The following is a 15,007-nucleotide window of genomic DNA, read 5'->3' on the forward strand; positions in this document are numbered from 1 at the left end:
GACTTCCGGCGGCAGGCGACAACAGCCACCACTCGCCCGGGGAACCGCCCACCACACGGGCTGATCAACACGAGAAGTCGGCCCCGTCGACTTCTCACGCCGCAGGCAGTCCACAGGCGATCAGAGCACCGGCGCTCGCGCAGGAAGTCGGTCCGGCCGACTTCCTGCGCAGCGTGAAGTGCATGGCGGCTGCCGGCAGCAGGGCTCACGGGGGTGGGCGGACGCAGCCGAGGCCCGATGGAAGGAGGGGCGAGCCGCACCGGAGTGGGCGCGGCACCGGCAGCAGGGGGAACGCCACGCGGTGGGGGTAGCGCTGCAGGACAGGGCGGCCCGGGGTGGCGGGGAGGGGACACGGTGGGGTGGAAAAGAGGCGCGAGCCGGACCGAGGCAGGCGCGCGACCAGCAGCAGGGGCAGCGCCGCAGGACGGGGCCGGGCGCGCCGCACCGGAGTGGGCGCGGCACCGGCAGCAAGGGGACACGCCACGCGGTGGGGAGGAAGGCAGCGGGGCGGGGAGGAGGAGGCGCGAGCCGGATCGGGGCAGGCGCGCGACCGGCGGCAGGGGCAGCGCCACGGGACAGGGCGGCCCGGGGTGGCGGGGAGGGGACACGGTGGGGGGTGGGGGTGGACGGGCTAGTGTGGCCGGGCTGACTGGTGGTCATGACAGGGGACCGCCCACGCCTTCGCGGAGGTTCCGGGTGCCCGCACTGATAGCGAGGGTGCGGCGGTGGTACGGGCGGTTGCTGGACGGGGACGTCCGGGCGGGGCGGGTGGCGTTGGGGCTGCTGTTCGCGCTGACGGTGGTGCTGGGGGTGCTGCCGCTGCTGTTGCCGTACGGGTGGCCGCCGTCGGCCCTGGTGCTGCCGTTGGTGGTGGGCGGGATGGTGCTGCGGCGGGGGCAGTTGCTGGTGCTGGTGTGTGCGGCGCTGGCGGGCAGCGGGCTGGGCGCGGTGGTGCAGGACCCGCGCGGGGTGCGCTGGGGGGTGACGGTGGTGCTGGCCGCGACCGGGGCCACGGTGCTGACGGCGAACCGTTTCCGGCACCGGCTGGGGCTGCGCGGCACCCAGGGCGACTCGATGCTGCTGGAGCTGGCGGAGCACAACCGGACGCTGGCCCGGCTGCCGGAGCGGCTGCTGGACTGGCACTTCGACAGCGCGCTGGCCCCGGCCGGGGGCGCGTCGTTCTCGGGGGACTTCCTGCTGTGCGCCCACCGCCCGGAGGAGGACCTGCTGGAGCTGCTGCTGGTGGACGTGTCGGGCAAGGGCAGCCGGGCGGCGGCCCGGTCGACCCATCTGTCCGGTGCCTTCGGGATGCTGCTAGGCCGGGTGCCGCCGGAGGCGTTCCTGCCGGCCGCCAACGACCACCTGGTGCGGATGGGCTGGGAGGACGACTTCGCGACCGCCGTCCACCTGGCGCTGCACCCGGCGACCGGCCGCTACCGGCTGTTCAACGCGGGCCATCCGCCGCCGGTGCGGTTCTGCCGGAGGAACGGCTGGCTGCCGTCGGAGCACGGCGGTCCGGCACTGGGGCTGGTGCCGGGGGCGCCGTACCCGGCGGTGGAGGGGCGGCTGGCGCACGGCGATTCGCTGCTGCTGTTCAGCGACGGCCTGGTGGAGGTGCCGGGCCGGGACCTGGACGAGGGCGTCACCCGGCTGCTGACGGCCGCCGAGCCGGAGGTGCGCACCCACCTGCCGCAGCAGCAGGCGGTCCGGGGCGCGGCGCACCGGCTGGTGGCCGCGGTGGCGCAGGACGTCGCGGACGACCGGACGCTGGTGCTGGTGCGCCGGCTGCGGACGGCCGCGGACCACCGAAATGGGGTATGAAGATTGGGTGCCCTCCCCCGTCCGTAGCCCGATGCGCTGTGTGCGTCTGCTGCTCGGCTGCTCCAGCGCCGCCGAGCTGTTGGGCACCGTGCTCGCCGAGGGGCCGGTCTGGATCACCGGCGAGGGTTCCGCGCTCTACCTGCTGGACTCGGCCGGGATGCTCCGGCTGACCGCCTCGCACGGACTGCCGGACTGGGCGCACGAGCGCTACGGGCTGGTCGACCCGGCCGGTGAGCTGCCCGCCGCGGTGGCGCTACGGCTGCGCCGCCCGTACCTGCTCGGTCCCGAGCACACCAGCGTCGACTACCCGAACCGGAACGCCGGCCTGGGCACCGGGATGGTCGCCGTGGTCGCCCTGCCGCTGGTGGTGGACGAGCGGCCGATCGGCGTGCTGGCCCTCGCGCTGGCGCACCGGGGCACCGTGCCGGGGCGCGACCTGGACGTGCTGGAGACCATCGCCGGGGCCTGCGCTCACCGGCTGCACCACCTGCTGGACCACGGCCCGGCCCACGCCGAGCCCCGCCCGGCCCACGCGGAGCCCCGTCCGCCGCGGCGAACGGAACCGGGCCCCGCCCCGTCCCACCCGCTGCTGTCGCTGGCGGTCCGCGCCGCCGGGCACGGCGCCTTCGAGCGCGACCTGGTCACCGGCGAGAGCCACTGGGACGCCGCCGCCTTCGCGCTGGCCGGCCGACCGGTCGCCGCGGACGGGGCCGCCCCGGAGCTGGAGCGGATCGTCCACCCCGAGGACCTGCTGGACGTCCGGGCCGCCCTGGCGGAGGCGCTGGCCGGCGGCGGCCGCTACCGGATCGGCTACCGGATGCTGCGCCCTGGCGGCCGGGTGGCGCGGGTCGAGGAGTCCGGCGAGGTGATGCTGGACGTGCACGGCCGTCCGGTGCGGATGGCCGGGCTGATCGCGGACGTGGACCACCGGCCGGCCCGGGAGGCCGGGTCCGGGCCCGATCCGGCCGGGGCCCGGACCGCCCTGCTGCTGTCGCTCACCCGGGCGCTGTCCCGCGCGGTGACCGTACGGGACGTCACCGCCGCGGTGACCGACGTCGCCCGGCCGGCCCTCGGCGCCGACAGCATCGTGCTCGACCTGGTGGACGAGGGCCGGCTGCTGCCGGTCTCGCACACCGTGTACGGCGGCCCGCGCCGCGCCGAGCTGACCCGGCTGGCGGACCTCTCCGCCCCGGTGATGCAGGACTCGTTGGCCCGGTCCGCCCCGCTGTTCAGCGAGCCCGGCAACCGGCCGAGGGCAACGGGGGCCACGGGGGCCCCGGCCGCCTGGGCGGTGCTGCCGCTGGTCGCCTCGGGCCGGCAGGTCGGCTCCTGCCTGATCACCTTCGCCGCCGAGCGCGCCTTCAGCCGCGAGGACCGCACCCTGTACTCGGCGTTCGCCGGGATCCTCGCGCAGTCCCTGGAGCGGGCCCGGCTGTACGACACCCACCACCACCGGGCCGGTGAGTTGCAGCGCGCGATGCTGCCGCGCACGCTGCCCCGGCTGCCGGGGATCGCCAGTGCCGCCCGCTACCTGCCGAGCACCGAGGGGATGCAGATCGGCGGCGACTGGTACGACCTGTTGAAGCTGCCGGACGGCCGGATCGGGCTGGTGATCGGTGACGTGCAGGGCCACAACGCCGAGGCGACCGCCGTGATGGGTCAACTGCGCAGCGGTCTGCGGGCGTACGCCACCGACGGGCACGATCCGGCCGCCACCCTGGCCCGGACCAGTCGGCTGCTGGCCGAGCTGGACACCGAGCTGTTCGCGACCTGCCTCTACCTGACCCTGGACCCGGCGGACGGCGGTCTGACCGCGGCCCGGGCCGGGCACCCGGCGCCGGTGCGGATCGCCGCCGACGCCACCGCCGTCGAGCTGGAGCTGCCGGGCGGCCCGCCGCTGGGGGTGGACCCGGGGCAGGCGTATCCGCTGGCCACCGGTCGGCTGGGGGCCGGCGAGACACTGCTGGCCTACACCGACGGCTTGGTCGAGGACCGCGAGGAGGACTACGACGAGTCGGTGCAGCGGATGCTGGGCGGGCTGGAGTTGTGGGCCCGGCAGACCGGTCCGGGCCGGATCGGGCCGGCGCCGGCCCTGGAGCGGCTGGCCGACCTGCTCACCCTCAACGTGACCGAACGCCGCTCCCGGCCGGACGACGTGGCGCTGTTGCTGCTGCACCGGGTGGTGTCGCCGTCCTGAACCCCGGTGGCACCGGCAGCACCACCAGCATCACCGGCACCGTTCATGTCCACGGAACGTCGCACGTTCAACAACACCGTGCACACCGGACCCACACATCCCAGGGCGCGAACCGGCCACCACCCGGCAGGTCGACGGGGGTCGGAAGACCCTGGACAAGCGGCCGGACGGCCCGTCAGGATCACGGGGTCGGGTCCGAACGGCTCCGGAAAGACGGTGTATTGACTCGATATTGACGAGATCCAGTCACTTGGCGAGATCCGTTCACACCTTCGTAGGATCATCGCCCTAGAATTCGCGGCGTGACGATGACTCAGTGGTGCGCAACGGCTACCGGCGTGCTCGCCGTCCTCGCCCTCGTGGCCGCCGCGCGGTACCGCGCCGTGTCCGTCACCCAGCGCGGCCGGGCCGACCGGCTGGCCGGTGAGATCGCCCGGCTCCAGGACCAGCTGAGCACCGAACTCTCCCGCCGCGGCGCCGAGCTGGCCGTCGTTCAGCAGGAGCACGAGCACACCGCCTCCACCCAGCGGGCCTTCCTCAGCGTCGCCCGCCGGATCCTGGTGATGGCCCACGACCAGCAGGCCCTGCTCGACGAGATGGAGCGCACCCACGACGACCCGGCGCTGCTGGAGGGCCTGCTCAAGGCCGACCACGCCGCCGCCCAACAGGCCCGGCTGGCCCAGACCCTGGCCGTGCTGTGCGGCGCCCGGGCCGGCCGGCACTGGCCGGAGCCGGTCTCGCTGGAGGACGTGGTGCGCGGCGCCCAGTCCCGCATCCTGCCGTTCCAGCGGGTGGTGGTGCGCAGCCGGATCGAGACCGCGGTGGTCGGCGCGGCCGCCGAGGCGCTGATCCACGCCATCGCCGAGCTGCTGGACAACGCCACCCGCTACTCCCCGCCCAGCACCCAGGTGTTCGTCACCCTGATGCCGGTGCACAACGGCGCGGTGATCGAGATCGACGACGGCGGCGTCGGCATGCCGGAGCAGGCCGTGGCCAAGGCCGCCGCCGCGCTCGCCGGGGGCAGCAGCCTGGAGGTCTCCCGGCTCGGCGAGGTGCCGCAGTTGGGCCTGGCCGCGGTCGGCCGGCTCGCCGAGAGCTACGGCTTCCGGGTCACCCTCAGCTCGGCGCCCTCGCCGTACGGCGGGGTACGGGTCGTGGTGCTGCTGCCGAACGCCCTGCTCACCGAGCCGCTGCCGCCCACCGTCCCCGGACTCGGGCCGGACGACCGGGCGTTCACCGGCGGCCGGGCGTTCACGGACGACCCGGCGTTCTCCGACGGCCGGGCGTTCACGGACGACCGGCCGTTCACCGACGACCCGGCGTTCCACCCCGACCCGCGCGCCGCCGCGGCCGCCGGACACCCCTTGGTGGAGCCCCCGCCCACCGGCCGGCCCGCCGCGGCCGACGCCGCCCCGCCACCGCTGCCCCGCCGGAGCCACCGGCGCGACCGCGCCAAGCGCCCCGCCCACGCCGCCCCGCCGCCGCCCGAGCCGCCGTACCGCTCGGCCCTGGACGCCCAGGCCTTCATGGCGATGTTCCAGGCCGGCACGGCCAGCGGCCGCAACGCCGCCCGCGCCCAGGCCCAGCCCCCGGCCGGCCCGCACTGACCGTTCCCGCCCCCGTCTTCTCCCCAGACTTCCCCCGACTTCCCCAGCGCTCCGGAGAGTTCCATGACCACCACCCCCGATCTCGGCTGGCTGCTCGCCGACATCATCGCCGTCCCCCAGGTCCAGCACGCCGTGGTCGTCTCCAACGACGGTCTGGAGATCGGCCGCAGCGCCGACATCGCCCGTGAGGACGCCGAACGGCTCGCCGCCGCCTGCTCCGGGCTGCAGTCGCTGGCCCGCGGCGTCGCGGCCGGCTTCGGCGGCCCGGGCAGCGCCACCCGCCAGATCATCATCGAGTACGGCGGCGGCTACCTGTTCATCGTCGCCGCCGGGGCCGGCGCCCACCTGGCCGTGGTGACCAGCGAGGCGGTCGACGCCGGGCTGGTCGCCTACCAGATGCAGGTCCTGGTCGAGCGGATCGGCACCCACCTGACCAGCCCGCCGCGCGTCGACCACGCGGCGGGGGGGCACCGGTGAACGGGCCGGTCCGGCCCTACGTCATCACCGGCGGGCGCAGCCGCCCGACCCGCACCGACCTGGCCGTCGAGAGCCTGGTCAGCGCGTTATCGGACCCCCCGCCCCTGCCCGAGCACGTCCTGCTCAACCGCGAGCACCGGCGCATCCTCGGGCTCTGCCACAGCCTGCTGTCCGTCGCCGAGGTGGCGGCCCACCTGGGGCTCCCGCTCGGCGTCGTCAAGGTGCTGGTCGGCGACCTCTGGGACCTCGGTGCCGTGCAGGTGCTCCCGCCCGTCCCGCAGGCCGAACGCCTGCCCACAACCCTCCTGGAAGAGGTGCTCGTTGGCCTCCGCCAACTCCGCTGAAGCCCCCGCCTCCCGGCCGGCCGGACCGCAGTACCTGCCGTCCTCGGTGCAGGGCGCGGTGAAGATCCTGGTCACCGGCCCGTTCGGGGTCGGCAAGACCACCCTGGTCGGCTCGCTCAGCGAGATCACCCCGCTGCGCACCGAGGAGACCATGACCGCCGCCAGCAGCGGCGTGGACGACCTCACCGGGCACAGCGGCAAGACCACCACCACGGTCGCGCTGGACTTCGGCCGGATCACGCTCAACTCCCGGCTCGCGCTGTACCTGTTCGGCACGCCCGGGCAGCAGCGGTTCTGGCCGCTCTGGGAGGACCTGTCGCGCGGCGCGCTCGGCGCCATCGCGATGGTCGACCTGCGCCGGCCGGACGAGAGCTTCGACGTGCTCGGCCGGTTGGAGGAGCAGGGCATCCCGTTCGCGGTCGCGGTCAACAGCTTCCCCGACACCCCGAGTTACCCGGAGGAGGAGCTGCGCTCGGCGCTGGACCTGCTGCCGGAGGTGCCGATCCTCTACTGCGACGCCCGGGACCGGCGGCAGTCCTACGACCTGCTGATCGACTTCGTGGACCACCTGCACCGCAGCTCGCTGCTGGAGCTCCAGCCGTGACCGCCCCCGAGCCCCCGCCGGCGCCCGGCTGCCCGATCGCCCACGGCGGCGCTCCGTACGGCACCCCTGGTCTGTACGGCACCCCCGGTCCGTACGGCGGCGGGCCGGTGCCGTACTGCGGCGCACCCGGCCAGTACGGCGGCGGGGAGCAGACTCCGCACGGCGGCGGGCTGCCGACCGGCGTCCCGCTCACCCCGCTGTACGGGCCGGCGGTGGCCGAGGACCCGCACGGCCTGTACGCCCGGCTGCGCGAGCGCTACGGACCGGTCGCGCCGATCGAGCTGGAGCCCGGGGTGGAGGCCTGGCTCGTCATCGGCTACCCCGAGCTGCTCGAACTCACCCGCAACGAGGCGCTGTTCTCCAAGGACTCGCGGCACTGGCGGGTGCCCGCCGAGGGCCGGCTGGCCGCCGACTCCCGGCTGAAGCCGATGACCGCCTGGCGGCCCACCCTGCTCAACCTGGACGGCGCCGAGCACCAGCGGCTGCGCACCGCGGTCTCGGACACCCTGGCCCAGATCGACCACCGGCAGCTGCGCGAGACCACCGAGGCCGCCGCCAACGGCCTGATCGACAGCTGGGGCCCGGACGGCACCGCCGACCTGATCGGCCAGTACGCCCGCGCGCTGCCGCTGCTGGTCTCCACCCAACTGGTCGGCCTGCCGATCGGCAGCGGGCCCCGGGTCATCGAGCTGATCAGCGCCTTCGTCGACAGCGGTCCCGAATCGGTGCGCGCCGCCGGGGAGTTCCAGACCACCCTGGCCGACCTGGTCCGCCGCCGCCGCACCGGGCCCGACGCCGACCTCACCTCCTGGCTGCTCGCCCACCCGGCCGGGCTGACCGACGAGGAGGCGGCGCACCACCTGGTGGTGATGATGGTCGCGGGCAACGAGACCTGCATCAACTGGATCGGCAACACCCTGCGGCTGCTGCTCACCGACCGGCGCTTCCGGGCCACCCTGACCGGCGGACGGCTGACCGTCTCCGACGCGCTGGAGGAGGTGCTCTGGCGCGACCCGCCGACCCAGAACTTCCCCGGCCGCTGGGCCACCGGCGACACCGTGCTCGGCGGCCAGTACATCAACGCCGGCGACATGCTGGTGCTCGGCCTCGCCGCGGCCAACGCCGACCCGGCCGCCCAGGGCGCCGCCGCGGCCGCGCACGGCTCGCTCGGCGGCAACCGGGCCCACCTCGCCTGGGGCGCGGGCAAGCACGTCTGCCCGGCCCAGCACCCGGCCCGGATCATCGTCGAGACCGCCGTCGAGACCCTGCTGCACCGCCTGCCGGACCTCCAACTTGCCGTTCCGCCCGGTGAGTTGAACTGGCGCCCGTCACCGTGGTCGCGGGCGCTGGTCACCCTGCCGGTGCTCTACAGCGCCTTCACCCCGCCCCGTCCGCCCGCTCCCGAGAGGCCCGCATGGACACCGCCGACGACGACCGCGGCCACCGACCCGAGCCCGTACACCTCGGGCCCCTCGACTCCGGGCTCGTCGACTCCGGGTCCGTCGGGCCCATCCGGCCCGAACCCGTCCGGGCCGAACCCGTCCGGCTCGACCCCTTCGGGCGCGACCAGCACGGGGAGAACGCCCGACTCCGGGCGGCCGGTCCCGCGGTCCTGGTGGAACTCCCTGGCGGGGTGGTGGTCTGGGCGATAACCCACCACGACACCCTGCAGGCGCTGCTGGCCGACCCTCGGGTCGGCAAGAACCCCCAGCTGTGGACCACCTTCCGGGAGGGCCGGCTGCCGCACGGCTGGCCGCTGCTCAACTTCGTCACGGTGCCCGGCATGGTCACCGCCGACGGCGAGGACCACAAGCGGCTGCGCGGACTGCTCAGCCAGGCCTTCACCCCGCGCCGGATCGCCGCACTGACGCCCGCCATCGAGGCCCGGACCCTCGCCCTGCTCGACGCGGTCGCCGAAGTAGCCGAGCTGAAGGGCGAGTTCGACCTGCGCGAGCACTTCGCCTACCCGCTGCCGATCCAGGTCATCGGCGAACTGTTCGGCCTCGCCCCGGACCAGCACGACGAACTGCACGCGCTCTCCGAGACCCTGGTCTCCAGCGCGGCCACCCCGGAGGCGGCGATCGCCGCCCAGCGGGACCTCAACGCGCTGCTGGCCTCGGTGGTGGCGGCCAAGCGGGCCGAGCCGGGCGACGACCTGACCACCGACCTGATCGCCGCCCGCGACGCCGGCCTCGGCCTCGACCGGCAGCGGCTCAGCGAGGCCGAACTCGTCGGCACCCTGCTGCTGATGCTGATCGCCGGGCACGAGACCACGCTCAACCTGATCACCAACGCCGTCCGGGCCCTGTTCGCCCACCCCGACCAGCTGCGGCTGGTGCTGGACGGCGCGCAGCCCTGGTCGGCGGTGGTGGAGGAGACGCTGCGCCACGACTCGCCGGTCGGCCAGTTCCCGCTGCGCTACGCGACCGAGGACCTTGAGGTCGGCGACGTGGTGATCCGGCGCGGCGAGGCGCTGCTCGCCTCGTACTCGGCGGCCGGACGCGACGCCGGGCACTACCCGGACGCCGACCGCTTCGACCTGACCCGGCAGCCCGCCCGGCACCTGTCCTTCGGCCACGGCCCGCACTTCTGCCTCGGCTCGGGGCTGGCCCGGCTGGAGGCGGAGACGGCGCTGCGGCACCTGTTCGGACGGTTCCCGGGGCTCGCCCCGGCGGCGGGCGAACGGCCGGAGCCGATCCGCTCGTTCGTGAGCAACAGCGTGCGGACGCTGCGGGTGACGGTCCGCGGGGCGACCGGGAACGGCGGGGGCACCGGCGTACGGGGGTGACGGTTCGGGTCACCCGGTTACCTGAGGGCGGCCCGGGTCGTTCGGCAGGGCATGAAGAAACTCGCCACCCTCGCCGCCCTCACCATGGCGGGCCTCGCCCTCGCCGCCCCGGCGGCCTCCGCCGCCAGCCAGGTCGCCAGTTCGCCGGACGCCACCGGCGGCCTCACCGACGGCCTCGAACTCTCCCCCGCCGACCTCGCCCTGAAGACCGCCGGCAAGCTCCCGGTGGTCGGACACACCGCCGACGAGGTGGAGGCCATCGGCACCAACCAGATGTCCCACCCGGGGCTCAGCGGCCAGATCGGCTGACCCGCACGCCCGGACGGAACGGGCGGCTGACCGACCCCCGTTCGGCCGGCCGCCCGTTCCGTACCGACTCCCGCGCCCGGCCCGAGGCCCTGCCTCAGGCCGCCGAGGCCCTGTCTCAGGCCGTGAACAGCCCGTTGAGCTCCGGGTACGTCAGCCCGCCGTCCAGGGAGGTGTACGTGCCGCTCGCGTACACCTCCTCGGCCGCGCGGCGGACCGCCGCGTAGGCCACCTCGGCCAGACCCGGGCCCAGGCTGATCCGGGCCACGCCCAGCGCCGCCAGCTCGGCGACCGTCGGGGCGCCGGGGCCGGCCAGCACGTTCAGCGGGGCCGGGACGGCCTCGACCAGCGCGGCGATGGTCTCCGGGTCGGCGACGCCGGGGACGAACACACCGTCCGCGCCCGCCTCGACGTACGCCCGCAGCCGGCGGACCGCCTCGTCCAGCCGGCCCTCCGGCTCGCCCAGGCCGCGCAGGAAGACGTCGGTACGGCCGTTGACGAAGAGCGGGACGCCCGCCGCGTCGGCCGCCGCCCGGGCCGCCGCGATCCGCTCCGCGGCCTGCTCCGGGGTGTACGCGGCGTCCTCCAGGTTCACCCCGACCGCACCGGTGGCGAGCAGCGCGGTGACGGTCTCGCCGACCCCGGCCGGGGTGTCCGCGTAGCCGCTCTCCAGGTCCGCGGTGACCGGCAGGTCGACCGCGCGGACCACCTCGGCGGTCCGGGCCAGCACCTGCTCGCGGTCGGCGCCGCCGCCGTCCCGGCTGCCCAGCGACCAGGACACGCTGGCACTGGCCGTCGCCACCGCCCGCGCCCCGGCACCGGCCACCAGCCGGGCGCCCGCCGCGTCCCACACGTTCGCCAGCACCAGCGGCGCGCCCGGACGGTGCAGCTCCTTGAGCAGCCGGGCCCGCTCCCCCTGCGTCCGCCGGTTCGTCACGGCCCCGCTCACTTCGCGGCCGGGCTCATGCGGGTGGACACGCCGATCCGGTTCCAGGCGTTGATGACGGTGATCAGCGCGATCAGCTGGGCCAGCTCGGCCTGGTCGAAGTGGGCGGCCGCCTCGGCGTACACGGCGTCCGGCACGTGGCCCTGGGTCAGCAGGGTGATCGACTCGGTCAGGGCGAGGGCGGCGCGCTCGCGGGCGGTGAACCAGGGGGTCTCGCGCCAGGCGGGGAGGGAGAGCAGCCGGTGGTCCTGCTCGCCGTTCTTGCGGGCGTCGGCGGCGTGCATGTCGATGCAGAAGGCGCAGCCGTTGATCATCGAGGCGTGCACCTTGACCAGCTCGGCGAGGACGGGGTCCAGGCCCTGGCGGGAGGCCCGGTCCAGGGCGACCATCGCCTGGTAGAACTCGGGCGCGAGCTTCGGCATCACCAGGCGCTGCTCGGGGGCCGGCACGGCCTCGTTGACGGTCTTGTCCACGGTCTCGTTCACAGTCTCGTTCATGGTCACGTCGCCAGCCTAGGAGCCCACTGGCCCGCGTCCCTGGTGCATTCGACGCCCGGATCCTTGGGCCACTTCCGGTAGGCGAACAGGCGTGCGAGGATCACCGGGGGATCTTCGACAGGACTCCTTCCGGTCAGGGGGAACGGAACCGTGTGCACGGCCTTCATCAGCATCGAGCCGGCGGCGGCGGTCCCCGTACTGCTGCTCTCCGTCCGGGACGAGTACCTCGGCCGCGCCTGGCTGCCGCCGGGCCACCACTGGCCCGGGCGTCCGGAACTGCTCGGCGGACTGGACCTCGCGGCCGGCGGCACCTGGCTGGCCGTCGACCCCGCCCGGCGCACCGCCGCCTGCCTGCTCAACGGCTTCGGCCCGCTCGCCCCCGCCGACACCCGGCTCAGCCGCGGCGAACTGCCGCTCACCGCCGTCCGCGAGGGCGGCATCGGACACCTCGACCTCGGCCCGTACGACCCCTTCCACCTCGTCCAGGTCCGCCCGGACGGCGCCCGGGTGACCAGTTGGGGCGGCGGGCGGCTGACCGAGCACGAACTGCCCACCGGGCTCAGCGTGGTGCTCAACGACGGGCTGGAGGGGATGGCCGAGAACCGCACCGCCTCCGCACGGATCCGCGACCTGATGGCCGCCCGCGCCGACCACTTCCGGGCCCGCTTCCTCGCCGCGCCCCGACCGGAGCCCGACGCCACCGGACCGACCGGACGGGCCTGGGGCGACTGGCTGCCGATCGTCACCGGCGACGGGCTGGCGCTGGACGGGGACGCCGCGCTGATCCAGCGCCGCGACTTCGGCGACGGGCGGATCTGGGGGTCCTCCTCGATCTCCCTGCTGGCACTCGGCCCGGAGCTGCTGCGCTACGACTTCACGACCGCGCCGGTGCCCGCGGACGGGTCGGGGTGGCGGCGGGTAGCGGTCTGAACCGGGGCCGCCCGAAAAGGACTTGAACCTGACGCAGCGGGAGGCGGCAGGGTGGGCGTCCGTCGACCCCTCGCCGTTGGAGGCCCCGATGGACCGCCGGACCCGGCTGCGCGCCGTCCTGACCGTCGCCCTGCTGCTCGGCGGCGCCCCGCTCGCGGCGACCGCCGGGGTGCTGCTCGGCGACGCCGTGCACCGGGCGGTGCCGGGCGGGGTGCCCGGAGTCGTGAACGGTGTCGTGAACGGTGTCGTGAACGACCTGCTGGTCCGGCGGTTCGGGACGGATGACACCCGGCCTGCCGACGCCCGGCCTGCCGACGCCCGGCCTGCCGACAGCCGGCCCGGTGACACCCGGACATACGCTCGATGAATTTCTGGCAGCGGGCTTGCCGGGCGTCTACATGCCCGTAGTAGCTTCGCGGGGGCCACCGAAATCGGCAGGCCGCCGACCACGGCCCCACCCCAGAGCAAAGGTGCGCGATGTCCACCCTGACCTACCCGGAGGCGATAGGCGTCGGCCTGTTGCAGGGCGTCACGGAACTCTTCCCGGTCTCCAGCCTCGGCCACAGCATCCTGCTCCCGGCCCTGATCGGCGGGAAGATCCAGCAGGACCTCGACATGACCGCCGACGGCTCGTCCTACCTCGCCGCCCTGGTCGCCCTCCACCTGGCCACCGCGCTCGCCCTGGTGGTGTTCTTCTGGCGGGACTGGGTCCGGGTGGTCAGCGGCCTGATCAGCTCGATCCGGCACCGCCGGGTGGAGACCCGGGACGAGCGGCTCACCTGGCTGCTCATCCTCTCCACCATCCCGGTCGGCGTCGCCGGCCTGGTCCTGGAGAAGGCGCTGCGGCACGCGCTCGGCAAGCCCGTACCGGCCGCGGTCTTCCTCGCCCTGAACGGCCTGGTGCTGCTCGGCGCCGAACGGCTCAAGCGCGGCGGCACCGGCCGCCGCCGGGCCGGACACGCCGCCCCGCCGGTCGACGAACCCGGTCTGGACCCGGCGATCGCCTCCGACGCCCGGCTGACCAAGCTCAGCTTCGTCCAGGGCGCCTGGATCGGCTCCGCCCAGATCCTCGCGCTGTTCCCCGGCATCAGCCGCTCCGGCGTCACCATGAGCGCCGGCATCCTGCGCGGCCTCCACCACGAGGACGCCGCCCGGTTCTCCTTCCTGCTCGCCACCCCGGTCATCCTGGCCGCCTCGGCACTGAAGGTGCCCGAGCTGTTCAAGCCGGAGAACTCCGGCGTCCTCGGCCCTGTCGCGGCCGGCAGCGTCGCCGCCTTCGTGGCCGGCTACATCTCGGTGCGCTTCCTCACCAAGTACTTCGAGACCCGCAGCCTCACCCCCTTCGCCGTCTACTGCTTCCTGGCCGGCGTCGGCAGCGCGATCTACCTGTCGATCTGAGCCGTTCCACCCGCTGCGGGCCGTCCGGCAGGGTGCCGGGCGGCCCGTCGTGCTTCGCGCGGGGGTTACGCGGTGAGGCCCAGGGTGGCCAGGCGGGTGGGGTCGGTGAGGATGTCCAGGCCGGTGATCCGGCCGTCGTGGATGGTGAAGGACATGACCGACAGCGGGCGGCCGTCGGCGAAGGACACCACGCCGGGCGAGCCGTTGACCAGGACCAGGCGGGCCTCGGCGGCGAACCGGGCGAAGGCGACCGCCTGGGCGGCGACGTCGGCGGCGCCCCGGCGCAGCACGCTCGGCACCAGGGTGCCGCCGTCGGAGCGGGCCAGCACCTCCGGGTCGAGCAGGAGCAGCAGGGCGTCGAACTCCCCGCCCCGGGCGGCGGCCAGGAAGGCCTCCACCACCGCGCGCTTGCGGGTGTCGTCGGTGTCGGCCGCCGGGGTGGCGCCCTGGACCCGGCGGCGGGCGCGGCTGGCCAGTTGGCGGGTCGAGGCGGCGGTGCGGCCCAGCACCTCGGCGATGCCGTCGAAGGGCACGTCGAACATGTCGTGCAGCACGAAGGCCACCCGCTCCGCCGGCGAGAGCGTCTCCAGCACCACCATCAGGGCGATCCCGACCGAGTCCGCGACCAGGATCTCGTGCACCGGGTCCAGCGTCGCCAGCCCGCTGACCACCGGGTCCGGCAGCCGCACCTGCCCGTCCTGCTCGGGCAGCGGGTCCTCCCGGCGGGAGGCGCGGGAGCGCAACTGGTCCAGGCAGATCCGGCCGACCACGGTGGTCAGCCACGCCCCGAGGTTGCGCACCTCGGAGACGTCCGAGCGGCTGAGCCTCAGCCACGCCTCCTGGACGGCGTCCTCGGCCTCGGCCAGCGATCCGAGCATCCGGTAGGCCACCGAGCGCAGTTGGGGCCGCTCGGCCTCGAACCGCTCGGCCAGTTCGGCCAGTTCGGCCGGCCGATCCGCTGGAAAGGTTTCCTCGCCCATCTGTCACACCTTCGCGTCGGGATCCGTCGGATCAGTGACGGATGCTGACCGAACCGAAGGAGATCACGATCACTACCACCTCCGCCACCACCGCACGGCGAGACCGACGAGG

15 protein-coding genes are annotated in these 15,007 nt (G+C 74.9%); 12 read left to right on the plus strand and 3 right to left on the minus strand.

The genetic code is table 11. The features are described from left to right. Window positions 1–696: 696 nt before the first annotated feature. From ACIP4P_RS39340 to ACIP4P_RS39380, 9 genes are all read left to right on the plus strand, one after another. On the plus strand, window positions 697–1,821 hold the full coding sequence (locus ACIP4P_RS39340; protein WP_400927548.1) for a PP2C family protein-serine/threonine phosphatase: 1,125 nt from the start codon (window positions 697–699) through the stop codon (window positions 1,819–1,821). A 31-nt stretch (window positions 1,822–1,852) separates the two neighbouring features. Next, window positions 1,853–4,018 (plus strand): SpoIIE family protein phosphatase, encoded by a 2,166-nt coding sequence (locus ACIP4P_RS39345; RefSeq protein WP_400927551.1) that lies wholly within the window; start codon window positions 1,853–1,855, stop codon window positions 4,016–4,018. A 308-nt stretch (window positions 4,019–4,326) separates the two neighbouring features. Then, window positions 4,327–5,625: a sensor histidine kinase gene (locus ACIP4P_RS39350; RefSeq protein WP_400927748.1), complete on the plus strand. Its 1,299-nt coding sequence runs from the start codon at window positions 4,327–4,329 to the stop codon at window positions 5,623–5,625. Between the two features lie 63 nt (window positions 5,626–5,688). Then, window positions 5,689–6,102, plus strand: a complete 414-nt coding sequence (locus ACIP4P_RS39355; protein WP_030289775.1) for a roadblock/LC7 domain-containing protein — start codon at window positions 5,689–5,691, stop codon at window positions 6,100–6,102. Continuing rightward, window positions 6,099–6,446 (plus strand): DUF742 domain-containing protein, encoded by a 348-nt coding sequence (locus tag ACIP4P_RS39360; protein WP_400927555.1) that lies wholly within the window; start codon window positions 6,099–6,101, stop codon window positions 6,444–6,446. The genes ACIP4P_RS39355 and ACIP4P_RS39360 overlap by 4 nt, the downstream gene beginning before the upstream one ends. Beyond that, window positions 6,424–7,050, plus strand: coding sequence for a GTP-binding protein (locus tag ACIP4P_RS39365; RefSeq protein WP_400927558.1), 627 nt, complete (start codon window positions 6,424–6,426; stop codon window positions 7,048–7,050). Before ACIP4P_RS39360 ends, ACIP4P_RS39365 begins: the two co-directional genes overlap by 23 nt. Beyond that, window positions 7,047–8,702 (plus strand): cytochrome P450, encoded by a 1,656-nt coding sequence (locus ACIP4P_RS39370; RefSeq protein WP_400927561.1) that lies wholly within the window; start codon window positions 7,047–7,049, stop codon window positions 8,700–8,702. The genes ACIP4P_RS39365 and ACIP4P_RS39370 overlap by 4 nt, the downstream gene beginning before the upstream one ends. After that, window positions 8,666–9,838, plus strand: a complete 1,173-nt coding sequence (locus ACIP4P_RS39375; RefSeq protein WP_400927564.1) for a cytochrome P450 — start codon at window positions 8,666–8,668, stop codon at window positions 9,836–9,838. Before ACIP4P_RS39370 ends, ACIP4P_RS39375 begins: the two co-directional genes overlap by 37 nt. 51 nt (window positions 9,839–9,889) lie before the next feature. After that, the gene (locus tag ACIP4P_RS39380; protein WP_350513554.1) at window positions 9,890–10,147 is read left to right on the plus strand and encodes a hypothetical protein; all 258 of its coding nucleotides are present in this window, start codon (window positions 9,890–9,892) and stop codon (window positions 10,145–10,147) included. Between the two features lie 115 nt (window positions 10,148–10,262). Here the strand turns inward: ACIP4P_RS39380 and ACIP4P_RS39385 are convergent, their stop codons facing one another. Further along, window positions 10,263–11,081 (minus strand): isocitrate lyase/phosphoenolpyruvate mutase family protein, encoded by an 819-nt coding sequence (locus ACIP4P_RS39385; protein ID WP_400927567.1) that lies wholly within the window; start codon window positions 11,079–11,081, stop codon window positions 10,263–10,265. Window positions 11,082–11,089: 8 nt separating this feature from the next. Further along, window positions 11,090–11,587 (minus strand): carboxymuconolactone decarboxylase family protein, encoded by a 498-nt coding sequence (locus ACIP4P_RS39390; protein WP_400927570.1) that lies wholly within the window; start codon window positions 11,585–11,587, stop codon window positions 11,090–11,092. Window positions 11,588–11,737: 150 nt separating this feature from the next. Between ACIP4P_RS39390 and ACIP4P_RS39395 the strand changes: the two genes are divergently transcribed. From ACIP4P_RS39395 to ACIP4P_RS39405, 3 genes are all read left to right on the plus strand, one after another. Continuing rightward, window positions 11,738–12,517: an NRDE family protein gene (locus tag ACIP4P_RS39395; protein WP_400927573.1), complete on the plus strand. Its 780-nt coding sequence runs from the start codon at window positions 11,738–11,740 to the stop codon at window positions 12,515–12,517. An 88-nt stretch (window positions 12,518–12,605) separates the two neighbouring features. Continuing rightward, window positions 12,606–12,884: a hypothetical protein gene (locus tag ACIP4P_RS39400; RefSeq protein ID WP_400927576.1), complete on the plus strand. Its 279-nt coding sequence runs from the start codon at window positions 12,606–12,608 to the stop codon at window positions 12,882–12,884. Between the two features lie 110 nt (window positions 12,885–12,994). Further along, window positions 12,995–13,915, plus strand: coding sequence for an undecaprenyl-diphosphate phosphatase (locus ACIP4P_RS39405; protein WP_350513549.1), 921 nt, complete (start codon window positions 12,995–12,997; stop codon window positions 13,913–13,915). 65 nt (window positions 13,916–13,980) lie between these two features. Here ACIP4P_RS39405 and sigJ read toward each other — a convergent pair whose 3' ends face one another. Continuing rightward, on the minus strand, window positions 13,981–14,895 hold the full coding sequence (gene sigJ, locus ACIP4P_RS39410; protein WP_400927580.1) for an RNA polymerase sigma factor SigJ: 915 nt from the start codon (window positions 14,893–14,895) through the stop codon (window positions 13,981–13,983). Window positions 14,896–15,007: the final 112 nt, after the last annotated feature.

The sequence above is a fragment of the Kitasatospora sp. NPDC089509 genome (genome assembly GCF_044749365.1).
GTDB lineage: Bacteria > Actinomycetota > Actinomycetes > Streptomycetales > Streptomycetaceae > Kitasatospora.